This window comes from Mycolicibacterium austroafricanum (assembly GCF_000612725.1).
GTDB lineage: Bacteria > Actinomycetota > Actinomycetes > Mycobacteriales > Mycobacteriaceae > Mycobacterium > Mycobacterium austroafricanum.
Window position 1 is genome coordinate 311,637 of the sequence record NZ_HG964456.1, and the last position, 21,461, is coordinate 333,097.

A 21,461-nucleotide genomic window follows, 5' to 3' on the forward strand; every position below is an offset into this window, starting at 1 on the left:
TGCGGAGGTCCGATGACGCAGGTTCTCGTTCTCGTTCTGGCACTGTTGATCGGCGTCGTCGCCGGATCGCGCGCACTGACGGCGCCGGCCGTCGTCGCGTGGGGCGCGATGCTCGGCTGGATCGACGTCGCCGACAAGTGGTCTGAGTGGATGGCGCACCCGATCACGGTCACGGTGCTGACCATCTTCGCGCTCGGTGAGCTGGTCACCGATCAGCTGCCGATGACTCCGAGCCGTAAGGTGCCACCTCAGTTCATCGCCCGGTTGATCACCGGAGGCTTCTCCGGCGCCGTCATCGGCAGCGTGTTCTTCCACACCTTCTCGGCGACGGGTGCGGGCGTCGTCGGTGCCGTGCTCGGCACCCTGGCCGGCGCCGAGTTGCGCAGCAGGTTCGCCGGAGCCAAGGGCGGCAACGACCGCCCCGGCGCCTTCACCGAGGACGCCCTCGCCGTCGGCGGCGGAGTCCTGGTCGCGTTCCTGGTGAGCCTGGTCTAGGGGCGGCGGTGAGCGCGCAGCACTTCGACGCGATCATCGTCGGTGCCGGCCAGGCCGGGCCGCCGCTGGCCGGTCGGTTGACCGCGGCGGGGCAGACCGTGGCGGTCATCGAACGCAAACTGGTCGGTGGCACCTGCGTGAACTACGGCTGCATCCCCACCAAGACGCTTGTCGCCAGCGCGCACGCCGCGCATCTGGCCCGGCGTGGCAACGACTTCGGGGTCGCCGCCGCAGGGGTGACCGTCGACATGGCCGCGGTCAAGGCGCGCAAGGACCGCATCAGCGTCGGTGACCGCGAGGGTCTGGAGTCCTGGCTCGCAGGCATGAAGGGCTGCACGCTGATTCGCGGGCACGCCCGCTTCGAGAACCCGCACACACTCCGGGTCGACGATCAACTGCTGGAGGCCGACCGGATTTTCCTCAACGTCGGCGGCCGCGCCGTCGCCCCCGACATGCCGGGTCTGGCCGACGTCGACTATCTGACCAACGTCGGGATACTGGACCTCGACGAGGTTCCCGAGCACCTTGTCGTCATCGGCGGCAGTTACATCGCACTGGAGTTCGCCCAGATGTACCGGCGGTTCGGCGCCGCGGTCACTGTGATCGAGAGAGGTCCGCGGCTGACCGCGCGTGAGGACGAGGACGTGTCCGCGGCGATCAAGGAGATCCTCGAAGCCGAGGGCATCGACGTCGTCCTCGGGGCCGACGCGATCAGCTTCGCCAAGCAGGCGGACGGGTTCACCGTCACGCCGCGCGCCGGTGCCGAGCCGATCGGCGGGAGCCACCTGTTGGTCGCGGTGGGGCGCAGGCCCAACACCGACGATCTCAATCTCGAGGCGGCCGGCGTGCAGACCGACAGCCGCGGCTACATCGTCGTCGACGACCAACTCCGCACCTCGGCCGACAACATCTGGGCGATGGGGGACTGCAACGGCCGCGGCGCGTTCACCCACACCTCCTACAACGACTTCGAGATCGTCGCGGCCAACCTGCTCGACGACGATCCGCGCCGGGTCAGCGACCGCGTCACCACCTATGCCCTCTACATCGACCCGCCGCTGGGCCGGGTCGGGATGACTGTCGAGGAGGTCCGCAGGTCGGGGCGGAAAGCGTTGGTGGGCAAGCGCCCGATGACGCGGGTTGGACGTGCGGTGGAGAAGGGTGAGACGCAGGGGTTCATGAAGGTGGTCGTCGACGCCGAGACCGACGAGATCCTCGGCGCCGCGATTCTCGGCGTCGGCGGCGACGAGGTCGTGCACCTGATCCTCGACGTGATGACGGCGAAGCTGCCGTACACGGCGATCTCGCGCACCATGCACATCCACCCGACGGTGAGCGAGCTGATTCCGACGGTGCTGCAAGAACTCAAGCCGCTGGCGTAGCCACCCTTGACTGTGGCCTGAGTCACAGTAATATGACCACTGGTCACATCAAGCCTTGGAGGCGCGATGCCGACGGTGACATGGTCTCGTCTCAATGAAGATCGGCGCGCGGCGGTGGTCGCCGCCGCGGAAGCGGAGTTCGCCGCGCACGGGTTCTCCCAGGGCAGCCTGAACGTGATCGCCCGGCGGGCCGGTGTCGCCAAAGGCAGCCTGTTCCAGTACTTTGCGGACAAGCGCGACCTCTATGCCCACATCACCGACGTGGGAAGCCAGCGGGTGCGGTGCTACATGGAGGACCAGATCCGGGTGCTGGATCCCACCCGGCCGTTCTTCGCGTTCCTCACCGATCTTCTCGACGTGTGGGTCGCCTACTTCGCCGAGCATCCGCGCGAGCGGTCGCTGCACGCCGCCGCCAGTTTCGAGGTCGACACCGACACGCGGGTCAGTGTGCGCGCCGTCATCCACCGCCACTACCTGGAGGTGTTGCGGCCGCTGGTGCGCGACGCGCGTGGTCGTGGCGATCTGCGCCCCGACGCCGACACCGACGCGTTGCTGTCGCTGTTGCTGATGATCCTGCCGCACCTGGCGCTGGCGCCGTACGTGCGCGGGATGGACCCGGTGCTCGGCCTCGACGAGCTGTCACCCGACCAGCCCGCCCTCGTCGTGCGACGGTACGTCGCCGTGCTGGCCGCGGCCTTCGCGCCCCAGCCTCTCACAACCGCAACCCCCGGAGGAGCACAGTCACATGGCTAGAACACGTTCGGATTCGCTGGCCGCAGGCGGCCTCAACTGGGACAGCCTGCCGTTGCGGCTCTTCGCCGGCGGCAACGCGAAATTCTGGGATCCCGCCGACATCGACTTCTCCCGGGACCGGGCCGACTGGGAGTCGCTGACCGATCTGGAACGCGACTGGGCCACCCGGCTGTGCGCGGAGTTCATCGCAGGCGAGGAAGCGGTCACCCAGGACATCCAGCCGTTCATGGCGGCGATGCGGGCCGAGGGCCGGCTCGGTGACGAGATGTATCTGACGCAGTTCGCCTTCGAAGAGGCCAAGCACACCCAGGTGTTCCGGATGTGGCTCGACGCGGTCGGGATCACCGAGGACCTGCAGGGGTATCTCGACGAGCTTCCCGCCTACTGTCAGATGTTCTACGAAGAGCTGCCCGCCTCGCTCGACGCGTTGGCCACCGACCCGTCACCGGCGGCTCAGGTCCGCGCCTCGGTCACCTACAACCACGTCATCGAAGGCATGATGGCACTCACGGGATACTATGCGTGGCACCGTATTTGCGTGGACCGCGGGATTCTGCCCGGGATGCAGGAGCTGGTGCGCCGGATCGGCGACGACGAACGGCGCCACATGGCGTGGGGTACCTTCACGTGCCGGCGCCACGTGGCCGCCGACGACGCCAACTGGGCGGTGTTCGAGACGCGGATGAACGAGCTGATCCCGTTGGCGCTGCGCAACACCGAAGACGGGTTCGCCCTCTACGACGAGGTCCCGTTCGGGTTGACGATGGAGGAGTTCCAGCAGTACGCCGCGGACAAGGGGATGCGTCGCTTCGGAACCATCAGCAGTGCCCGCGGGCGTCCGCTGGCCGAGATCGATGTCGACTACTCGCCCCTGCATCTGGAGGACACCTTCGCCGACGAGGACAGGAAATCCCTGGCCGCCTCAGCGTAGACGGCGACGGGTCAGGCCCGGGCGGCGCGAAGCAGCCGCAACTGGCCGATCTCCGCGGCGTTCTTGGTCAGTTCGACGGTCACCCACAGCACCGTGTCGGCGACCGCGCGATTCTCGGCGATGCCCCACGGAAAGGCGGCCGGTTCGGCCAGGCGCTCAACAGTGATGGCCGCCAACACCTCTCGCCATTGGGCTGCCAGCGTGCGCAGGCGTGCCGCCGCGGCAGGCCCGTTCCCCGGCCAGAGCACCTCGGTCGGGGCGCGAAGCGGCCGCGCGCGCATCGAGGCGAGCGCAGCGCTCCACCAGTAGTCGATGTGCCATGTCAGCCACGCGATCGTCGGCACCGGAACGGGATCGGGTTCGACCTCGGCGAAATCCGCGCGCCAGCGCCCGCCGGAGTCAGGCCGGACCGTCCAGCACAATTCGGCAGGCTCCCAGAGGAAGTCGGCCTCGACGAGAGACGCCAGGTGCAGTTCGGTCAGCCCCCAGCCAAGCTCGAACTGGCGGCGGATCTCGTCGATCATCCGCGCCGCTGCACCAACAGCGTCTGGGCGCTCGTCCCGATGAAGCCGGCGCGGTCGAAAATCTCGGCCGTCGTGACGCCGACCCCGTCCGGGCCGATCGACCCGCGGGCGCGCAGACCGAAGTCGTTGCCCTCGGGCAGCCGGTGCAGGTGCACCACCGTGTCGGTGTTCATGAACACGAACCGCCGTGGATCGACCGCGGCGCCGATCCCGTTCGCCGAATCGACCACCATCGCCAGGCGCTGCAGCGGCGTCGTCGGCTCCGCATCCACCAGCGGCACCAGCGGAGAAAGCCACGAGACGGCCGCCTCACCGTCCGCGGTGAACTGCCTGCGCCAACTGACCGTCTCCAGGTAGCCCGGAGCGCCCTCCCACGGGTGCGCGACCGTCATCGCCTCGCCTTCCACCAGCGGCGGGTACCGGTCGGTCGCCGCGTCGCCGGTGTCGCTGGGCGCCAACAACCAGGCCGTGACGCGGGCGACGGCACGGCGGGTGCCGTCCGGGCGGTCGGTGAGCATCTCGGCGGTCATCAACGAGATGCGCGCGCCGGGACGGTCCACCCGGGCCCGGACCCGCACCGTCGAAACCGGTATCGCGCCCAGAATGTCGAGGGTGAGCCGTCCGACACGCAACCCGGTGCCGGCGGCGAGTTCCTCGATGGCCCTGGTCAACAGCGCCAGCGGCGGCGAACCGTGCTGAATCTGCGGATCCCAGTTGCTGCGGGTGCCGTCGGTGGACTCGAACACCTGGTACTCGCCGTCTGCGGGTAGCCGACGGAACAGGCTCTCGATCACGCGGCGGGCTCCGCGTGCAGCACCGCGTCGGGGTCGCCATCCTCGAGTGTCTCGTCGAGGACTTCGGGCCACCCCGGATACGGCGGGGGAGTGCCGCCGAACGTCGGGCAGTGCACGCGATGTGCGCACCAGTCGCACAGCTTTGATGGATTCGGGCGGAAATCGCCTGTGGCACCCGCAGATTGAATAGCCCGCCAGATCGCCATCAGGGTTTTCTCGAACCGCTCCAGCTCCTCGAGGTCCGGGCTGTAGTCCAGTACCTGACCGTCGGCGAGGTACAACAGCCGCAGCCGCGAAGGCAGCACGCCGCGCGACCGCAGCAGGGCCACGGCATAGAACTTCATCTGGAACATGGCCTTGAACTCGGCCAGGGCGCGGGCTTCCGGCGGCGCCTTTCCCGTCTTGTAGTCGACCACCCGCACTTCACCGGTCGGCGCCACGTCGATGCGGTCGACGTAGCCGCGCAGCAGGGTGCCGTCGACGAGTTCGACCTCGACGCGCTGTTCGCAGCTCTGCGGGTCGAATCGGGTGGGGTCCTCCAGCCGGTAGTAGCCCGACAGCAGCGCGCGCGCCTGCTCCAACAACTCGCCGTGCAGCGCGGGCTCGATGTCGACGGCCAGCGAAGGCTGTTCGGCCAGCAGCCGCTCCCACACCGGTGCGACCAGTGACGCGGCCGTCGCCAGCCCGCGCTCCACGGCCGGCAGCCGGTAGAGCTGCTCCAGCGCGGCATGCACCACGGTGCCGCGCACCTGGGCGGCCGACGACGGCTCCGGCAACCGGTCGATCGCACGGAACCGGTACAGCAGCGGGCACTGCTTGAAGTCGCTGGCACGCGACGGCGACAGCGCCGGGCGCCGGACCGGTCGTGTCGGCTCACTCATGTGATCGAGACTAGGACGGCGGTCGGACAAATCCGGGCAACCCCGGGCGTCACCGGCGGCGCGTCTACTGGCAGGCTGATCAGCTGTGCGCAGAACCGGCCCATTCGACGTAGGTGATCGTGTCCAGCTCACCGACGCCAAAGGTCGGCGCTACACCATGCTGCTCAAGCCCGGCGGCGAGTTCCACACCCACCGCGGGATCATCGCCCTCGACGAGGTGATCGGCCTGCCCGAGGGCAGCGTGGTCAAGTCGACCAACGGCGATCAATTCCTGGTGCTGCGACCGCTGCTCGTCGACTACGTGATGTCGATGCCGCGCGGCGCCCAGGTGGTGTACCCGAAGGACGCGGCGCAGATCGTGCACGAAGGTGACATCTTTCCCGGCGCGCGGGTGCTGGAGGCGGGGGCCGGTTCAGGGGCGCTGACCTGCTCGCTGCTGCGGGCGGTCGGTCCGCAGGGGCGGGTGACGTCCTACGAGGTGCGCGAGGACCACGCCGAACACGCGCAGCGCAACGTCGCCACGTTCTTCGGTGAGCAGCCGCCGAACTGGGACCTGGTGATCGCCGACGTCGCCGACTACGACGGACCCGAGGTGGACCGGGTCGTGCTCGACATGCTGGCGCCGTGGGACGTGCTCGGCGCGGTCGGCAAGGCGCTCGTGCCCGGCGGGGTGCTGATGATCTATGTCGCCACCGTCACCCAGCTGTCCAAGACCGTGGAAGCGCTGCGCGAGCAGCAGTGCTGGACCGAGCCGAGGGCGTGGGAGAGCATGCAACGCGGCTGGCACGTCGTCGGTCTGGCGGTGCGGCCGGAACACTCGATGCGCGGACACACCGCGTTCCTGATCAGTGCCCGCAGGCTGGCGCCCGGGACGGTGGCCCCGATTCCGCTGCGCAAGAAGCGCCTGAGCTAGAGGTCGTCGTCGCTGCGGTGCAATCCGCGCCGCGTCGAGAGCAGTTCCAGCTCCGGCCGGGCCGCCACCAGTCGCTCGGCGGCGTCGAGGACCTCGATCACCCGGGCCCGGTCTGCCGCGACGACGCCGACGCCGATGCCGGCGCGCCGGTGCAGATCCTGGGAACCGGTCTCGGCCGCCGACACGCCGAACCTGCGGGTCAGCTCGGCGATCACCGGCCGGATGGCCGACCGCTTCTGCTTCAGCGACCGCACGTCGCCGAGCAGGATGTCGAATTCGAGCGAGCCGATCCACATCGCTCAGCGCGGCGGGGACGGCGCCGGGTCGTCAAGCTGTAACAGAAGGTCGGCGGTCTGCCGGGTGAGTTGCCAGGAGCCGTCCGACGGTGCGAACTCCATCGGGTACGTGAACTGCCCGCCGGGCGGGTTGGCCGGCGTGATCACGATGGTCGCCACCACATTGCCGGGCTCGGACTGTGACCACGCCAGGTCGCGGGCCTCGAACGTCAGAGGCAGAGACCCGTTGTCGCGCAGGGCCACCGCGAAGCGGTCCAGGCCTGCGGCTTCGCCCTGGGAGGCGTTCTCGATCAGCGTGATCTTCTGATCGCCGGGCACTGCCGGGTCGGACAACCGGGCCATCACGCCGATCAATGCGTCCGGGGGCGGCAGCGGCGGACCGCCGGGAGAGTCCGGGATCGGGGCCGCGGGCGCCGACGATTCGACAGCCGGAGGGGCAGGCGACGGCGCCGTCGCCGCCGGGTGCTCGTTCTGATTGCACCCGCATAGCCCGAGCGCCGCCACAAATGTGACGGCGCTGCGGACCATGAGGATGCGGGAAATCAGCCCACCGCGGACATCAGGGCCATCGCCGACTGCTTCGACAGCTGCCAGCCGGTCGGGCTGGGGCCTGCGATGAACGTGAGAGGCTGGGTCGCCACGGCGCCGGTCGGGGCGGCTGCGGTGACGTTGGCGGTCACCACTGGGCCGTTCTGGTCGATGTCGGCGACGGTGAAGCTCAGCGGGAAGTAGCCCTTGGCCGCGGCGTTGTTGTATCCGCTGTCCGCTACCCGGGCCTCGATCCGGCCCAGGCCGCCCTGCACGTAGCTGGCCTTGCCGCCGGCGAAGGAACCCGGCCCGGACAGCGCGCTCAGCGTCGACACCAGCGCGCCCTGCAGCTCGGGTGCCGGGGCGGCGGGCAGCGGAGCCAGCGCGACGGGTGACGCGGCGGCCGTTCCGGCACCGACTGCAATTGAGGTCACACCCACGGCGGCAGCGCCGAGTGTCGCGGCTGCTGCTGCCCCAGCGGTGAAGCTGGTGACGAGGGTTTTCAGGGTCACGGCTGTCCTTCCGTTCGGCCGACTGATCTTCAGAGGCTAACAGTGTTGCTGGTGTGTCGAATTCCTACAGCGCACACAAAGACTGAATCGCCGGTAGCTTTGAAGTTGTTACCGCACCAACATCCGGTGTGGGAGAGGAGCGCAAAATGAGTGAGTCCGAGCGTTCTGAAGCCTCTGAAGTCTTTGGGACATCCCCTGATAGCCGTCTGTCCAGCGAAGACGCTGCAGAGCTCGAACAGCTGCGCCGCGAGGCGGCGATCCTGCGCGAACAACTGGAGGACGCAGGAGGCCTGGCGACAAGTGCACGCGCGGCACGCGATGTTCACCAGCTCGAAGCGCGCATCGACTCGCTGGCCGCCCGCAACGCCAAGTTGATGGACACGCTCAAAGAGGCGCGGCAGCAGTTGCTCGCTTTGCGGGAAGAAGTGGACCGGCTCGGTCAGCCGCCGAGCGGCTACGGCGTGCTGCTCTCCGTCCAGGACGATGAGACCGTCGACGTCTTCACCTCGGGCCGCAAGATGCGCCTGACCTGCTCACCCAACATCGAAACCAAGGAACTGAAGAAGGGTCAGACGGTGCGTCTCAACGAGGCGCTGACCGTCGTCGAGGCCGGTCACTTCGAGTCCGTCGGTGAGATCAGCACGCTGCGCGAGATCCTGTCCGACGGGCACCGCGCCCTGGTCGTCGGCCACGCCGACGAGGAGCGCATCGTGTGGCTGGCGGAGCCGCTGGTCGCCGCCGAGCACCTGCCCGAGGGTTCGTACGCCGATGAAGACGATCTGACTGACGACCGGCCGCGCAAGCTGCGCCCCGGGGACTCGCTGCTGGTCGACACCAAGGCCGGTTACGCGTTCGAGCGCATCCCCAAGGCCGAGGTCGAGGATCTGGTCCTCGAAGAGGTTCCCGACGTCAGCTACAACGACATCGGCGGCCTCGGGCGTCAGATCGAGCAGATCCGGGACGCGGTCGAGTTGCCGTTCCTGCACAAGGAGCTCTACCGGGAGTACTCGCTGCGCCCGCCCAAGGGTGTGCTGCTCTACGGTCCGCCAGGGTGCGGCAAGACGCTGATCGCCAAGGCCGTGGCGAACTCGCTGGCCAAGAAGATGGCCGAGGTGCGTGGTGACGACGCCCGGGAGGCGAAGAGCTACTTCCTCAACATCAAGGGCCCCGAGCTGCTGAACAAGTTCGTCGGCGAGACCGAACGGCACATCAGGCTGATCTTCCAGCGGGCGCGGGAGAAGGCGTCGGAGGGCACCCCCGTCATCGTGTTCTTCGACGAGATGGACTCGATCTTCCGCACCCGTGGCACCGGCGTCAGCTCCGATGTCGAAACCACCGTCGTCCCGCAGCTTCTCAGCGAGATCGACGGTGTGGAGGGGTTGGAGAACGTCATCGTGATCGGTGCCTCGAACCGCGAGGACATGATCGACCCGGCGATTCTGCGGCCCGGCCGCCTCGACGTCAAGATCAAGATCGAGCGGCCCGACGCCGAGTCGGCGCAGGACATCTTCAGCAAGTACCTCACCGAGGAACTGCCGATCCACGACGACGACCTCGCCGAGTTCTCCGGTGACCGTTCGCTGACCATCAAGGCGATGATCGAGAAGGTCGTCGACCGGATGTACGCCGAGATCGACGACAACCGGTTCCTGGAGGTCACCTATGCCAACGGTGACAAGGAAGTCATGTACTTCAAGGACTTCAACTCCGGGGCGATGATCCAGAATGTCGTGGACCGCGCGAAGAAGAACGCGATCAAGGCGGTGCTGGAGACGGGTCAGCGCGGCCTGCGCATCCAGCACCTGCTCGACTCGATCATCGACGAGTTCGCCGAGAACGAGGACCTGCCCAACACCACCAATCCGGATGACTGGGCCCGGATCTCGGGCAAGAAGGGCGAGCGGATCGTCTACATCCGCACACTGGTCACCGGCAAGAGTTCCTCGGCCAGCCGTGCCATCGACACCGAGTCCAACCTGGGTCAGTACCTGTAGCGCCATCCCGTCCGACGGGGCAGCGGCGGTGGCATCATGGTCACATGACCACGCCGTCGCTGTCCTGGGACGTGGTGTCCGTCGACAAGTCGGACGGCCTCAACGTGGTCATCGGCCAGGCGCACTTCATCAAGACGGTCGAGGACCTGCACGAGGCGCTGGTCGGGGTGAGTCCGGTACTTCGCTTCGGGCTGGCGTTCTGTGAGGCTTCCGGGCCGCGGTTGGTCCGCCGCAGCGGGAACGACCCCGACCTCGTCGAGATGGCGGCGCGCAACGCGCTGGCCATCGGCGCCGGGCACAGTTTCGTGATTTTCTTGCGTGAGGGTTTCCCCGTCAACGTGCTCAATCCGGTCAAGGCGGTACCTGAGGTCTGCGGAATCTATTGCGCTACAGCCAATCCGGTGGATGTCGTAGTCTCGGTCACGCGCCTCGGTCGCGGCATCGTGGGTGTCGTCGACGGTGAGCCGCCGCTGGGCACCGAGACCGGAGAGGACGTGGCCGACCGGCGCGACCTGCTTCGCACCATCGGCTACAAGCTCTGAGCCCGGCGTCCGAGCGGCCTGTTCAGAGTCCGCTCACCGACTGAGTCCGCAACGGTCACGTGGAGTACTCCCGCGCGACACCGGCCGAACATACCTTTCATGCGCTCAGGTCCAAAGGTCGGGGAGTCACATGAAAAAGCACGCCATAGGCATCATCGGAGCGGCGTCGTTGCTCGCCGCCGTAGCGATCGGCACCGCGAATCCGGCGGCGGCCGACACATGGGAAATGCCGGATGTCGAGGGCAAGGTGCTGCAGAGCGCGTGGGACGCGGTCGTCGCAGCCACCGACGGCGAGCTGGTACCCGAGACCGCCACCGCCGAAGGCCCTCCGTTCGAGCAGATCAACCTCACGAACTGGGAGGTGTGCTCGCAGTCGCCGTCGGCTGGTGAGGAGGTCTCCGAGGATTCGCCGCCCGAGCTCGAGGTCGCCAGGCCCAACGGCTGCTGACCGGACGGTTCAGCTCGTCAGCGAGTAGCTGTTGGCCAGATCGTCCTGCAGCACGCTGGCTTTGCGGTTCGAGGTGTCCACCGTCAGCGGCGCGTCGAGGGTGCGGGACCGATAGGTCCAGCCTGCGGGCAGCGTGAGGCGCGGCGCCAGACCGGGCAGATCTTCCAGGGTGAGCGCGGGGTCGACGGTCTGGCTGTAGGTCTGCATCACCCAGCGCCTCCCGTCGGGGTCCACGAGCTCGAACACCGGGGTGCCGGCGTCGTAGACGAAGATCGCCTTCCGGTCCACCTCGTTGACCGAGTACGGCGCCGGGTTCATCGACGACAGCGCCACGGTCGCCTGCCGCAGCATCTCGATTCCCCCGAAGGTCCGGCGCTCGGATTCGGTACCGCCCGGCTTTTCGATACCGCTCATCAGCCAGTAGCGGGGCCCGTTCAACAGTGCGGCGGCGGCTCCGTGCTCGGCCGCGACCGTCTGCGCGTCGAGCTTCGTCCAGAGTTCGGCCGGGCAGTCGTTGAGCGGGTAGGTGTTGTACACGGTGGCCTGCGGTCCGTTCTCGCCGACATACACGAGAAGCACTTCGCCGTACCGCTTGCCGAAGACGTTGGTCACGCCGCGAATCTAGCCGTTGCGCGTTCACCCGTGGTGGGTTTGGTGCCGCTCGACCTCCAGATAGGCGTCACGGCCGGCCAGGCTGACGGCGACGTCGGCGATCAGCGGGTCGAAGAAGCGTTGCCTGTAGAGGGGGTCGACGCTGGTGCTCACCGTGAAGTACAGCCCGGACAGCACCGCGACGAACAGCGACGTGTGCACGACGGTCTGCGGTATCGGGATGTGGACACCGAACCACGTTCCCGCACATGGTGGTTCACCGACCGCGCAGGCCTGTTCGCCGGACCACACCACGGTCACGTCGTCGGGTATGGCGATGACGCCCAGGGCCAGGAAGAACGCGAACAACCCCGCGGTGAACAGCACCACCTGGATCGCCTGCGCGACGACCATCACCGCCACCACATTCGCCTGTTCGGCCATGGACAGCGGTGTGCGCGTGGCGGGGTCGGCCCGCACCGACTCCAGCGGCGTGCCGACCAGCAGCGCCGCCGGATCCTCGCGGGCCGACCGGTCCTGGCGCAGCGCCCCGACCTCGTCGCGGATCGTCGCAATCATGAACACCAACGCCACGATGCTGAGGAATCCAATTGTCTGCCAAAGTCTTTCGCGCGTCATCCGCGCCGAGAGCTGCCAGAGCTCTCCGGTGAAGTACACCACCACGGTGAGCATCAGCAGGGGCAGGGCGCGACTCATCAGGGTGCCGAGCGCACCCAGCTGCACCCAGGCGAACCGGAAGGCCCACAACGCGATCGACCCGAAACCCAGGTAGGTCAGCCAGATCGCGGTCAGCGAGATCAGGATGAACGCCGGAGCCTCCGCAGCTGCCGCACCGGACCACCCGCTCACCGTCAACGGCATGACCACGACGAAGATGGTCATCACCAGCACGGCGGCCCACCGGCGTAGCGCTTCACCGACCCGGGTGCCGAGCCGGTGCAACACCTCGAGGACGAACGGTGCGGCCACCAGAACCACGGCGATCCCGCCGAGTCGCACCGCGTAGCCGTAGTCCGGTGACTCGCCGGTCACGTCGGCCAGCAGCATCGTCACCGCGGTCAGTGCCCCGACCGCGCTGACCATGGGCGCCGAACGTTGAACGAGCTTGCGCGCGCGGACCCGCCGGGTGAGCACCAGCGGCAACCCGCGGTGCAGGAACCAGTCGTGAACCCGCCGCATGTCGGACACCGGCACATTGTGCGCGATGCCGACCGCGTCCGCGGGTCAGCGCGCCGGAGTCGGCGGCGCCAGCGGAATGACCTTCAGCGCCGGGCCGCGCGCGAGATCGGTGACCGTGTAACGGTCGAGTTCGGCGTAGAAAGCCTCTTTGGCCGCCGCCATCGCCCGCCGTAGCCGGCAGCCGGCGAGCAGCGGGCAGGGGGAATCGCCGTCACAGGTGATGACCTCGCGGTCGCCTTCAAGTTCGCGCACCAGCCGGCCGACCGAAGCGGTTCGTCCCGCTTCGGTCAGCGACAGCCCGCCCACGCGGCCGCGGCGCGCCTCGACCAGACCGAGTTCGACCAGCCGGGAGACGGCCTTGGCGATGTGGTTCTCGGAGGCTCCTGCGCTGGCCGCGATCTGGCGGGTGGTGACCCGTTGATCGTCGAATTCGCCGGCGCTCAGAATCATCATGGCGCGCAGCCCCAGATCGGTGAACCGGGTCAGCTGCATGACCACCACGCTACTAATTGCGCATCTTGGATGCGAAATTGCGGGCCGTTCAGGTGTTCGCCGTCAGGGTGCGGTAGCGGTCACGGGCCACCAGCGTGAACCGCAGGTCCTCGATCAGGGGATCGAGAAACTGGGCCCGGTAGTCCTTGTCGCCCACGGTGCGCGCAGCCAGGTACATGAACGTCAGCGCGGTCAGAAACATGGTGATGTGGATCAGGGCCTGGGGGACCGGCAGGGTCATGCCGAGGAACTCACCGTCGGAGGACCCACCGTTGGTGAGCGCGGCCAACAGTTCCGGGCTGATCAGGATGAGGCCGAGGACGAAGAACAGCAGCCCCGTCACGATCGAGACGGTCAACACCTGGACGACCTGCGACATCGCCAGGACGAACACCACGTTGAGGCGTTCTGCCTTCGACAGCTTCACCCGGCGCGGTCGGTCGGGCATGGTTTCGAACGGGGTTCCGTCCAGTTGCGCAGCGTCTTCGGGTCGTTTGGCGTCCGGACTCAGAATGGGCCCCACCAGGCTCAACGTGCTCGACACCAGGAACGTCACGGCGATGAGCATCAGGAACAGCAGCGCGACCCACAGCCTGGGCCGCGTGATGGTGGATGCCATGGTCCACACCGGGCCGTTGAAGAACACCAGTACGGTGAGCAGCATCACCGGCAGAGCGCCGAGCAGCAGGTTGCCCACCGAGGCCAGATTGGCCAGCGTCATCCGCACCGCCCAGCCCAGGATCGCCCCGACTCCCGTTGCGGTGCAGACGAATATCAGCACAATGAGCACGATCTCGGTGACCATGTCGACGAAGACGTGGGCGCTGGGGCCGGCGTAGATGCCGCCGAGTGCGGCAACGGCCAGCGACGTCGTCGAGACGGCGCCGCGCAGGCGCAGATCGTCGGTGCGCGACACCAGCCATCCCACCAACGCCGCCGTCGGCAGCACCACCAGGACGACGCCGATGATGAACCATTCGGTGCGGGTGGGGGTGCCGTCGATGGCGATCGTGTGCTCGCCGGTGACCGCGACCACGAGCGTCGAAAACGCCATCATCACGGCCAGCGCCGCCAGCGCGGGCGCCGACCGTGTCCACACCCGCTGCACGAGGACGCCGGGCCGCAACACCGCGGGCAGGCCACGCTGGAGAAACCAGCGTTCGGCGGCACGACGCTGCTCGGTCTTCGGGGTCATCGCGGATAGATCTCACCACACGGCGGGGTCGCCCCCGGCCCGATCGCTGCACGCGAGTCGGCTCGTCGCAATGCCGACCTCTACGCTGGTCGATATGCAACGGATCATCGGAACGGAGGTCGAGTACGGCATTTCTTCGCCGTCCGATCCGACCGCGAATCCGATCCTGACATCGACCCAGGCGGTGCTCGCGTATGCGGCGGCCGCAGGAATCCAGCGCGCCAAGCGCACCCGCTGGGATTACGAGGTGGAGTCGCCGCTGCGTGACGCCCGCGGATTCGACCTGAGCCGCTCGTCGGGGCCGCCGCCGGTGGTGGACGCCGACGAGGTCGGTGCGGCGAACATGATCCTGACCAACGGCGCCCGGCTCTACGTCGACCACGCCCATCCCGAGTACTCGGCGCCGGAGTGCACCGATCCGATGGACGCGGTCATCTGGGACAAGGCGGGCGAGCGGGTGATGGAAGCGGCGGCCCGCCACGTCGCCAGCGTCCCCGGTGCCGCCAAGCTGCAGCTGTACAAGAACAACGTCGACGGCAAGGGCGCCTCGTACGGTTCGCACGAGAACTACCTGATGAGCCGCCAAACACCGTTCTCCGCGATCATCGCGGGGCTGACACCGTTCCTGGTGTCCCGGCAGGTGGTCACCGGATCCGGTCGTGTCGGTATCGGGCCGTCCGGCGACGAGCCCGGCTTCCAGCTCTCCCAGCGCGCCGACTACATCGAGGTCGAGGTCGGCCTGGAGACCACGCTGAAGCGCGGAATCATCAACACCCGCGACGAGCCCCACGCCGACGCCGACAAATACCGCAGGCTGCACGTCATCATCGGCGACGCCAACCTCGCCGAGACCTCGACCTACCTCAAGCTCGGTACCACCTCGCTGGTGCTCGACCTGATCGAGGAGGGTCCGCGGATCGGTGCGGACCTGTCCGATCTGGCCCTGGCCCGGCCCGTGCACGCCGTGCACGTGCTCTCCCGTGACCCGTCGCTGCGTGCCACCGTGGCGCTGGCCGACGGACGCGAGCTGACCGGCCTGGCGCTGCAGCGGATCTATCTGGATCGGGTGGCCAAACTGGTCGACAGCCGCGACCCGGATCCGCGCGCCACGCATGTGCTGGAGACCTGGGCGCACATCCTCGACCTGCTCGAGCGTGACCCGATGGAGTGCGCCGACCTGCTGGACTGGCCGGCCAAGCTGCGGATTCTCGAAGGGTTCCGACACCGGGAGAACCTGGGGTGGAACGCGCCGCGGCTGCACCTGGTCGACCTGCAGTACTCCGATGTTCGGCTGGACAAGGGCCTGTACAACCGGCTCGTGGCCCGTGGCTCGATGCAGCGGTTGGTCACCGAGCAGCAGGTGCTCGACGCGGTGGAGAATCCACCCACGGACACCCGCGCCTACTTCCGGGGCGAATGTCTGCGGCGGTTCGGCGCGGACATCGCGGCCGCCAGCTGGGATTCGGTGATCTTCGACCTGGGCGGAGATTCGCTGGTGCGGATCCCCACCCTCGAGCCGCTGCGCGGAAGTAAGGCCCACGTCGGGGCCCTGCTGGATTCCGTCGACAGCGCCGTCGAACTCGTCGAACAGCTCACGACCTGACCGGGGCTATCCCCGGCAATCCGGCGCCCGACCGGTACTGTGGAGAGACCGACGGGCAGTGGGTCGGGTCCCCGCAATGGGTGTGAGAACTTGACGCAGGAGGCAGCGATGGCTCAGGAGCAGACCAAGCGTGGCGGCGGAGGCGGCGAAGACGACGACCTCACCGGCAGCACGGCCGCCGGGCAGGAGCGCCGCGAAAAGCTCACCGATGAGACCGACGACCTGCTGGACGAGATCGACGACGTCCTGGAGGAGAACGCCGAGGACTTCGTCCGTGCGTACGTGCAGAAGGGTGGACAGTGACCTGGCCGAACCGCGATCAGCCAGCCTTTCCGTCCTCTTCATCCGGAGCGTTTAGCGCTCTGCCCCAAGGTGTGTCCCACGGCGGCGTGAACCTGTCGTCGTTCTCGGATTTTCTGCGCCATCAGGCGCCGCATCTGCTGCCGGGCGCTCCCGGGCCGGGGCCGACGGGACTGCCGACGGATGCCGTGCCGCACGGGACGACGATCGTGGCGCTGAAGTGTCCGGGCGGGGTGGTGATGGCCGGTGACCGGCGTGCCACCCAGGGCAACATGATCGCCAGCCGCGACGTGCAGAAGGTCTACATCACCGACGATTACACCGTCACCGGCATCGCCGGGACGGCTGCCATCGCGGTCGAGTTCGCCCGGCTGTACGCGGTCGAGCTCGAGCACTACGAGAAGCTCGAAGGCGTGGCGCTGACGTTCCCGGGCAAGGTGAACAGGCTGGCGACCATGGTGCGCGGCAACCTCGGCGCCGCGCTGCAGGGCTTCGTGGCCCTGCCCTTGCTCGCCGGATACGACCTGGACGACCCCAATCCCGAAGCGGCGGGCCGCATCGTGTCGTTCGACGCCGCGGGCGGCTGGAACTTCGAGGAGGAGGGATACCAGTCCGTCGGCTCCGGCTCGATTTTCGCCAAGTCCTCGATGAAGAAGTTGTACTCGCAGGTCACTGACGCCGAATCCGCGCTGCGGGTCGCCGTCGAGGCGCTCTACGACGCCGCCGACGACGACTCGGCCACCGGCGGACCGGATCTGGTGCGGGGGATCTTCCCCACCGCGGTGGTGATCGGCGCCGACGGCGCGCACGAGGTGCCCGAGGCGAAGATCTCCTCGCTGTGCCGCGAGGTCGTCGAAAACCGTTCACGAACAGAAACATTCGGGCCCGATGCCAGGCCCACGCGAGGTGACGAGCTGTGAGCTTCCCGTATTTCATCTCGCCCGAACAGGCGATGCGTGAACGGTCCGAGCTTGCCCGCAAAGGCATCGCCCGCGGCCGCAGCGTGATCGCGCTGGCCTACGCCGACGGCGTGTTGTTCGTCGCGGAGAACCCGTCGCGGTCACTGCAGAAGGTCAGCGAGCTCTACGACCGCATCGGCTTTGCCGCCGTCGGCAGGTTCAACGAGTTCAACAATCTGCGCAGCGGCGGGATCAGGTTCGCCGACACCCAGGGGTACGCGTACTCACGCCGCGACGTCACCGGACGGCAGCTGGCCAACGTGTACGCCCAGACACTGGGGACGATCTTCACCGAGCAGGCCAAACCGTACGAGGTGGAGCTGTGCGTGGCCGAGGTCGCCCACCACGGCGAGACCAAGGCGCCCGAGCTGTACCGGATCACCTATGACGGTTCCATCGCCGACGAGCCGCATTTCGTCGTGATGGGCGGCACGACGGAACCGATCTCCACGGCCCTCAACGAGTCCTACAAGGAGAATCTCAGCCTGGCCGACGCGGTCTCGATCGCGGTCAAGGCGCTCGGTGCCGGTGTCAACGGCGCCGAGCCCCGCACGCTGGGGCCCGCCACCCTGGAGGTCGCGGTCCTCGATGCGAACCGGCCCAGGCGGGCGTTCCGTCGAATCACCGGTTCGGCGCTGGAAGCGCTGCTGCCCGAGGTCGATTCGAGCGAAAGCAGCAACGAAGCCGAAGCCGGGGCAGAGAAGGGCAGCGGCGAGTCCTAGCGAGAGTCGGCCAGCTCAGGTTGGCGCGCCGGCGACCGCCCGACGCACGGTGGGGCAATCGCCGGTGATGATCGCCAGGATCGTGCGCCACGAATCGGACGGCCGGTTGAGCATGCCGCTGTGCGCATCCCAGCCTGCAACGGGGCCGCCGTCATCGTATTCACCTGTGCGCAAAGGGATCACGCCGTTCATCTCATCGGGGTCGACGCCGTGCGGCCCGCCGGGGATGCCCTGCACCAGTTCGATGAAGTCGCCCGGCGCGGTCATCGAGTAGCGCAGCACGTGCGGATTGCGGTTGTGCCAGTCTCCGGTGTCGTCGACCCCGACCCCGGCGCCCGCGGCCCCCAGGAACACGGTGCGGTCGGAGGTCAGCCCGAGGGTTTCGGCCGTCCCGACGATCGAGCCGCCATACGAGTGGCCGATCACCGTCACCGCCACGCCGTCGGAGACCCGCCGGTCCACGTCCTCGCTGAAAGCCACCAGCCGCGGTGCCATGTCGAGGGCGTAGCGCGCGTCGGCGGCGTCGAACAGCACGTCGGCGGGATTGTGGACCTGCGGGAACGGCCCGCCCAGGTAGGTGATGACGGCGACGTCGCCGTCGGTCGCCGACACGAACCGCCGTGCGGTGGCGGTGTTGGCGGCCGAACCCTCCATCGTGGTGTTCACGCCGGGAACGAGCACCGCGACGCTGTGCGCGGCGGCCAGGTCACCGTTGAGTTCGATCAGCGAAGCCCGGCCGGGGTCGAAGGCGATGATCCTGCGCGGTATCCGGCCGCCGCCCGCCGGGTCGTCGATCTCGCCGAGCAGGCTGCGGTAGAACGCGATTCGGCGGCGGGAGCCGTCGTCCGAGCCTGTCTCGGCCAGGATCGCGCCGGCGATGTTGAGCCGGTTGGCGGCCACCCGCATGTCCCACGGGATGCCGTCGGTGTTGCCCACCTGCTGCGGGAACTCCGCGATCAGGCGCCCGCGCTGCTCGGGCGTCATGGCGGCGATCTGGGCGGAGATCCGGTCCTGGCTCATCCTCGGCCACCCGTCGACCACGTCGGCGGCCTGCACGGGCCAGGCTCCCGCGGGCACGGTGGCCGCGGGCGCCTGCCCCGTGGAGGCCGCCGGCTGCGGATGCGCCGCCCCCAGCGCCGCGGCGATGTCGGCGGCGGCGTCCGCGTCGGCGGCGCCGAGACGCTGCAGCGCATCGCGGATCCGGGTGCTCAACTCGGCGGCCCGCACCTCCAGCATCTGCACGGCGACCGCCTCCTGACCGCCGGCCAGCAACACCAGCAGCGGAGCCGGACGGTCCGCGAGGGTCACCGATCCGTCGTCGGCGACGACCAGACCGTCGCGCTCCGCCAGTTCCAGCCCGGCGAGGACGTCGGCGCGCGCGGCGGCCAGCTGGTCGGCTCCGTCGCGGGCGGCCACCGACGCCGTCACCAGTCGCCGTGCCACCTCGGCGGTGTCGGCGGCGATCCCGCGGGCGCGCTCGCGGGCGGCGTCGGCGGCCGCGCCGGTCCAGTAGTCCAGGCTCCGGTCGGAGTCGGCCACCGCGCCGTCGACGTCGGCGCCGAGCGCCCGTGCGGCGCTGTCCCAGCCCTCGGCCAGTTGCAGCAGTGCGTCGGGCCGCCACCGCTGCGCCATCGAGACGGTCGGCAGGATCACCGCGGCCCGAACCGCTCACCGTTGGCGATGTCGGCGTGCTGGAATGCGTTCGCCGACGCACGGGCGGCCGCCGCCCAGTCGTTCAGGGCCGCGACCACCGCGTCGATCTGCGGCTCGATCAGTTCGCCGGTATCCAACGCGGACACCACGGAACCGGTGAGTGCGCCGGGATCCATTCCGGGCAGGCGCCGGTCGGTGAGCTCGGCTGCGGTGCTCCAGAAGCGGCCCGCCAGACCGTACAGCCGGTCCACGTCGACGTGTGCGATTTCCCCCATGGCTCATGCTGGCAGAACGCGGGGTGGGGCCGCGCCGGTTATCCACAGGCGCTGATCGGGTGTCCGGCCGACTTGTGAGCCGAGCAACAAGTAGTCTCGATGAGGTGCAGCGACGAATCATGGGCATCGAGACCGAATTCGGTGTCACCTGCACGTTCCACGGCCATCGGCGGTTGAGTCCCGACGAGGTGGCCCGGTATCTGTTCCGCCGGGTGGTGTCGTGGGGCCGCAGCAGCAACGTCTTCCTCCGCAACGGCGCGCGCCTGTACCTCGACGTGGGCAGCCACCCCGAGTACGCGACGGCGGAATGCGACAGCCTGACGCAGTTGGTGACCCACGACCGCGCCGGTGAGCGCGTGCTGGAAGACCTGCTGATCGACGCCGAACAGCGGTTGGCCGACGAGGGCATCGGCGGCGACATATACCTGTTCAAGAACAACACCGATTCGGCGGGCAATTCGTACGGCTGCCACGAGAACTATCTGATCGTGCGCGCCGGCGAGTTCTCCCGGATCTCCGATGTGCTGCTGCCGTTCCTGGTCACCCGTCAGCTGATCTGCGGCGCGGGCAAGGTGCTGCAGACCCCGAAGGCCGCGACGTTCTGCCTGAGTCAGCGCGCCGAGCACATCTGGGAGGGCGTCTCCTCGGCAACGACCCGATCGCGCCCCATCATCAATACCCGCGACGAACCCCACGCCGACGCCGAGAAGTACCGGCGGCTGCACGTCATCGTCGGCGACTCGAACATGAGTGAGTCGACCACGATGCTCAAGGTCGGTTCGGCGTCACTGGTCCTGGAGATGATCGAGGCCGGCGTCGCGTTCCGCGATTTCTCACTGGACAACCCGATCCGCGCCATCCGCGAGGTCAGCCACGACCTGACCGGCAGGCGGCCGGTGCGGCTGGCCGGCGGAAGGCAGGCCAGCGCGCTGGACATCCAGCGCGAGTACTACGCCCGGGCCGTCGAATACCTGCAGACCCGGGAACCGAACACCCAGATCGAGCAGGTCGTGGACCTGTGGGGGCGCCAGCTCGACGCTGTCGAGAGTCAGGACTTCGCGAAGGTCGACACCGAGATCGACTGGGTGATCAAGCGCAAACTCTTCCAGCGCTACCAGGACCGCTACAACATGGAGCTGTCCGACCCGAAGATCAGCCAGCTCGACCTGGCCTACCACGACATCAAGCGGGGCCGCGGCGTCTTCGATCTGTTGCAGCGCAAGGGTCTGGCCGCCCGGATCACCACCGACGAGGAGATCGAGGCGGCGGTCAACACCCCGCCCCAGACCACCAGGGCCAAGCTGCGCGGCGAGTTCATCAGCGCCGCCCAGGAAGCCGGCCGGGATTTCACCGTCGACTGGGTGCATCTCAAGCTCAACGACCAGGCCCAGCGGACCGTGCTGTGCAAGGACCCGTTCCGGTCGGTCGACGAGAGGGTCAAGCGGCTCATCGCGTCGATGTGAGTCGGATTCCTCAAC

The 21,461-nt window shown here is 68.3% G+C and carries 25 protein-coding genes; 13 read left to right on the forward strand and 12 right to left on the reverse strand.

The window, feature by feature from the left end; translation table 11 throughout:
• The first annotated feature begins 12 nt into the window (after positions 1–12).
• The 4 genes from BN976_RS24005 (at position 13) to BN976_RS24020 (ending at position 3,561) form a co-directional block, all read left to right on the forward strand.
• Positions 13–495 carry a DUF4126 family protein gene (locus BN976_RS24005; RefSeq protein ID WP_036374658.1) on the forward strand — a complete coding sequence of 161 codons (483 nt, stop codon included), beginning with the start codon at positions 13–15 and terminating at the stop codon, positions 493–495.
• A gap of 8 nt (positions 496–503) precedes the next feature.
• A complete protein-coding gene (locus BN976_RS24010; RefSeq protein WP_036374661.1) occupies positions 504–1,877 on the forward strand; it encodes an FAD-containing oxidoreductase in 1,374 nt (457 codons plus the stop codon).
• 66 nt (positions 1,878–1,943) lie between these two features.
• Complete coding sequence (locus BN976_RS24015) at positions 1,944–2,630, forward strand: TetR/AcrR family transcriptional regulator (protein WP_011780666.1); 687 nt, start codon at positions 1,944–1,946, stop codon at positions 2,628–2,630.
• Positions 2,623–3,561 carry a R2-like ligand-binding oxidase gene (locus BN976_RS24020; RefSeq protein WP_011780665.1) on the forward strand — a complete coding sequence of 313 codons (939 nt, stop codon included), beginning with the start codon at positions 2,623–2,625 and terminating at the stop codon, positions 3,559–3,561. The genes BN976_RS24015 and BN976_RS24020 overlap by 8 nt, the downstream gene beginning before the upstream one ends.
• Before the next feature lie 11 nt (positions 3,562–3,572).
• Here the strand turns inward: BN976_RS24020 and BN976_RS24025 are convergent, their stop codons facing one another.
• The 3 genes from BN976_RS24025 to BN976_RS24035 are packed head-to-tail and all read right to left on the reverse strand — an operon-like array spanning position 3,573 to position 5,760.
• Positions 3,573–4,085, reverse strand: a complete 513-nt coding sequence (locus BN976_RS24025; RefSeq protein WP_011780664.1) for a DinB family protein — start codon at positions 4,083–4,085, stop codon at positions 3,573–3,575.
• The gene (locus tag BN976_RS24030; RefSeq protein ID WP_011780663.1) at positions 4,082–4,879 is read right to left on the reverse strand and encodes a thioesterase family protein; all 798 of its coding nucleotides are present in this window, start codon (positions 4,877–4,879) and stop codon (positions 4,082–4,084) included. The genes BN976_RS24025 and BN976_RS24030 overlap by 4 nt, the downstream gene beginning before the upstream one ends.
• Positions 4,876–5,760, reverse strand: a complete 885-nt coding sequence (locus BN976_RS24035) for a RecB family exonuclease (protein WP_036374664.1) — start codon at positions 5,758–5,760, stop codon at positions 4,876–4,878. Before BN976_RS24035 ends, BN976_RS24030 begins: the two co-directional genes overlap by 4 nt.
• An 85-nt stretch (positions 5,761–5,845) precedes the next feature.
• On the opposite strand from BN976_RS24035, the gene BN976_RS24040 reads away from it, so the two are divergent.
• Positions 5,846–6,673 (forward strand): tRNA (adenine-N1)-methyltransferase, encoded by an 828-nt coding sequence (locus tag BN976_RS24040; protein WP_011780661.1) that lies wholly within the window; start codon positions 5,846–5,848, stop codon positions 6,671–6,673.
• On the opposite strand, the gene BN976_RS24045 is transcribed toward BN976_RS24040, so the two are convergent.
• Genes BN976_RS24045 through BN976_RS24055 form a run of 3 tightly spaced genes read right to left on the reverse strand, consistent with a single transcriptional unit; the run spans position 6,670 to position 8,009 of the window.
• Positions 6,670–6,969, reverse strand: a complete 300-nt coding sequence (locus tag BN976_RS24045; RefSeq protein ID WP_036374667.1) for a DUF503 domain-containing protein — start codon at positions 6,967–6,969, stop codon at positions 6,670–6,672. The two genes, BN976_RS24040 and BN976_RS24045, sit on opposite strands and share 4 nt — an antisense overlap.
• Positions 6,970–6,972: 3 nt before the next feature.
• Positions 6,973–7,497: a lipoprotein LppK gene (locus tag BN976_RS24050; protein WP_011780659.1), complete on the reverse strand. Its 525-nt coding sequence runs from the start codon at positions 7,495–7,497 to the stop codon at positions 6,973–6,975.
• A 14-nt stretch (positions 7,498–7,511) separates the two neighbouring features.
• The gene (locus BN976_RS24055) at positions 7,512–8,009 is read right to left on the reverse strand and encodes an MTB12 family secreted protein (protein WP_011780658.1); all 498 of its coding nucleotides are present in this window, start codon (positions 8,007–8,009) and stop codon (positions 7,512–7,514) included.
• Between the two features lie 146 nt (positions 8,010–8,155).
• On the opposite strand from BN976_RS24055, the gene arc reads away from it, so the two are divergent.
• The 3 genes from arc (at position 8,156) to BN976_RS24070 (ending at position 10,993) form a co-directional block, all read left to right on the forward strand.
• On the forward strand, positions 8,156–10,003 hold the full coding sequence (gene arc / locus BN976_RS24060; RefSeq protein ID WP_011780657.1) for a proteasome ATPase: 1,848 nt from the start codon (positions 8,156–8,158) through the stop codon (positions 10,001–10,003).
• A 44-nt stretch (positions 10,004–10,047) separates the two neighbouring features.
• Positions 10,048–10,545 (forward strand): adenosine-specific kinase, encoded by a 498-nt coding sequence (locus BN976_RS24065; protein ID WP_036374670.1) that lies wholly within the window; start codon positions 10,048–10,050, stop codon positions 10,543–10,545.
• 130 nt (positions 10,546–10,675) lie between these two features.
• The gene (locus tag BN976_RS24070) at positions 10,676–10,993 is read left to right on the forward strand and encodes a hypothetical protein (protein WP_036374672.1); all 318 of its coding nucleotides are present in this window, start codon (positions 10,676–10,678) and stop codon (positions 10,991–10,993) included.
• 9 nt (positions 10,994–11,002) lie between these two features.
• On the opposite strand, the gene BN976_RS24075 is transcribed toward BN976_RS24070, so the two are convergent.
• The 4 genes from BN976_RS24075 to BN976_RS24090 are packed head-to-tail and all read right to left on the reverse strand — an operon-like array spanning position 11,003 to position 14,471.
• Positions 11,003–11,605, reverse strand: a complete 603-nt coding sequence (locus BN976_RS24075) for a hypothetical protein (protein WP_036374674.1) — start codon at positions 11,603–11,605, stop codon at positions 11,003–11,005.
• A gap of 24 nt (positions 11,606–11,629) precedes the next feature.
• Complete coding sequence (locus BN976_RS24080) at positions 11,630–12,784, reverse strand: hypothetical protein (protein ID WP_036374966.1); 1,155 nt, start codon at positions 12,782–12,784, stop codon at positions 11,630–11,632.
• A gap of 45 nt (positions 12,785–12,829) precedes the next feature.
• Complete coding sequence (locus BN976_RS24085; RefSeq protein WP_011780652.1) at positions 12,830–13,276, reverse strand: RrF2 family transcriptional regulator; 447 nt, start codon at positions 13,274–13,276, stop codon at positions 12,830–12,832.
• A 49-nt stretch (positions 13,277–13,325) separates the two neighbouring features.
• On the reverse strand, positions 13,326–14,471 hold the full coding sequence (locus BN976_RS24090; RefSeq protein ID WP_011780651.1) for a hypothetical protein: 1,146 nt from the start codon (positions 14,469–14,471) through the stop codon (positions 13,326–13,328).
• Positions 14,472–14,565: 94 nt separating this feature from the next.
• Here BN976_RS24090 and dop point away from each other — a divergent pair, with 94 nt between their 5' ends.
• The 4 genes from dop (at position 14,566) to prcA (ending at position 18,055) form a co-directional block, all read left to right on the forward strand.
• Positions 14,566–16,074, forward strand: a complete 1,509-nt coding sequence (gene dop / locus BN976_RS24095; protein ID WP_011780650.1) for a pup deamidase/depupylase — start codon at positions 14,566–14,568, stop codon at positions 16,072–16,074.
• 108 nt (positions 16,075–16,182) lie between these two features.
• The gene (locus tag BN976_RS24100; protein ID WP_011780649.1) at positions 16,183–16,377 is read left to right on the forward strand and encodes a ubiquitin-like protein Pup; all 195 of its coding nucleotides are present in this window, start codon (positions 16,183–16,185) and stop codon (positions 16,375–16,377) included.
• Positions 16,374–17,294: a proteasome subunit beta gene (gene prcB / locus BN976_RS24105; RefSeq protein ID WP_011780648.1), complete on the forward strand. Its 921-nt coding sequence runs from the start codon at positions 16,374–16,376 to the stop codon at positions 17,292–17,294. The genes BN976_RS24100 and prcB overlap by 4 nt, the downstream gene beginning before the upstream one ends.
• Positions 17,291–18,055: a proteasome subunit alpha gene (gene prcA, locus BN976_RS24110; protein WP_011780647.1), complete on the forward strand. Its 765-nt coding sequence runs from the start codon at positions 17,291–17,293 to the stop codon at positions 18,053–18,055. The genes prcB and prcA overlap by 4 nt, the downstream gene beginning before the upstream one ends.
• A gap of 15 nt (positions 18,056–18,070) precedes the next feature.
• On the opposite strand, the gene BN976_RS24115 is transcribed toward prcA, so the two are convergent.
• Both BN976_RS24115 and BN976_RS24120 read right to left on the reverse strand, forming a co-directional pair.
• The gene (locus BN976_RS24115) at positions 18,071–19,687 is read right to left on the reverse strand and encodes an alpha/beta hydrolase (protein ID WP_036374969.1); all 1,617 of its coding nucleotides are present in this window, start codon (positions 19,685–19,687) and stop codon (positions 18,071–18,073) included.
• A 17-nt stretch (positions 19,688–19,704) separates the two neighbouring features.
• Complete coding sequence (locus BN976_RS24120) at positions 19,705–19,983, reverse strand: DUF7162 family protein (RefSeq protein WP_036374677.1); 279 nt, start codon at positions 19,981–19,983, stop codon at positions 19,705–19,707.
• A 104-nt stretch (positions 19,984–20,087) separates the two neighbouring features.
• Here BN976_RS24120 and pafA point away from each other — a divergent pair, with 104 nt between their 5' ends.
• On the forward strand, positions 20,088–21,446 hold the full coding sequence (gene pafA / locus BN976_RS24125) for a Pup--protein ligase (protein WP_086008434.1): 1,359 nt from the start codon (positions 20,088–20,090) through the stop codon (positions 21,444–21,446).
• Positions 21,447–21,461 lie beyond the last annotated feature (15 nt).

What these genes read in the sequence shown, in the direction of transcription:
- BN976_RS24005 (WP_036374658.1), top strand. Translation starts at nt 13, where the DNA reads ATGACGCAGGTTCTCGTTCTCGTTCTGGCACTGTTGATCGGCGTCGTC.
- BN976_RS24015 (WP_011780666.1), top strand. Translation starts at nt 1,944, where the DNA reads ATGCCGACGGTGACATGGTCTCGTCTCAATGAAGATCGGCGCGCGGCG.
- BN976_RS24020 (WP_011780665.1), top strand. Translation starts at nt 2,623, where the DNA reads ATGGCTAGAACACGTTCGGATTCGCTGGCCGCAGGCGGCCTCAACTGG.
- BN976_RS24025 (WP_011780664.1), bottom strand. Translation starts at nt 4,085, where the DNA reads ATGATCGACGAGATCCGCCGCCAGTTCGAGCTTGGCTGGGGGCTGACC.
- BN976_RS24035 (WP_036374664.1), bottom strand. Translation starts at nt 5,760, where the DNA reads ATGAGTGAGCCGACACGACCGGTCCGGCGCCCGGCGCTGTCGCCGTCG.
- BN976_RS24045 (WP_036374667.1), bottom strand. Translation starts at nt 6,969, where the DNA reads ATGTGGATCGGCTCGCTCGAATTCGACATCCTGCTCGGCGACGTGCGG.
- BN976_RS24050 (WP_011780659.1), bottom strand. Translation starts at nt 7,497, where the DNA reads ATGGTCCGCAGCGCCGTCACATTTGTGGCGGCGCTCGGGCTATGCGGG.
- arc (WP_011780657.1), top strand. Translation starts at nt 8,156, where the DNA reads ATGAGTGAGTCCGAGCGTTCTGAAGCCTCTGAAGTCTTTGGGACATCC.
- BN976_RS24065 (WP_036374670.1), top strand. Translation starts at nt 10,048, where the DNA reads ATGACCACGCCGTCGCTGTCCTGGGACGTGGTGTCCGTCGACAAGTCG.
- BN976_RS24070 (WP_036374672.1), top strand. Translation starts at nt 10,676, where the DNA reads ATGAAAAAGCACGCCATAGGCATCATCGGAGCGGCGTCGTTGCTCGCC.
- BN976_RS24080 (WP_036374966.1), bottom strand. Translation starts at nt 12,784, where the DNA reads ATGCGGCGGGTTCACGACTGGTTCCTGCACCGCGGGTTGCCGCTGGTG.
- BN976_RS24085 (WP_011780652.1), bottom strand. Translation starts at nt 13,276, where the DNA reads ATGCAGCTGACCCGGTTCACCGATCTGGGGCTGCGCGCCATGATGATT.
- BN976_RS24090 (WP_011780651.1), bottom strand. Translation starts at nt 14,471, where the DNA reads ATGACCCCGAAGACCGAGCAGCGTCGTGCCGCCGAACGCTGGTTTCTC.
- dop (WP_011780650.1), top strand. Translation starts at nt 14,566, where the DNA reads ATGCAACGGATCATCGGAACGGAGGTCGAGTACGGCATTTCTTCGCCG.
- BN976_RS24100 (WP_011780649.1), top strand. Translation starts at nt 16,183, where the DNA reads ATGGCTCAGGAGCAGACCAAGCGTGGCGGCGGAGGCGGCGAAGACGAC.
- BN976_RS24115 (WP_036374969.1), bottom strand. Translation starts at nt 19,687, where the DNA reads ATGGCGCAGCGGTGGCGGCCCGACGCACTGCTGCAACTGGCCGAGGGC.
- BN976_RS24120 (WP_036374677.1), bottom strand. Translation starts at nt 19,983, where the DNA reads ATGGGGGAAATCGCACACGTCGACGTGGACCGGCTGTACGGTCTGGCG.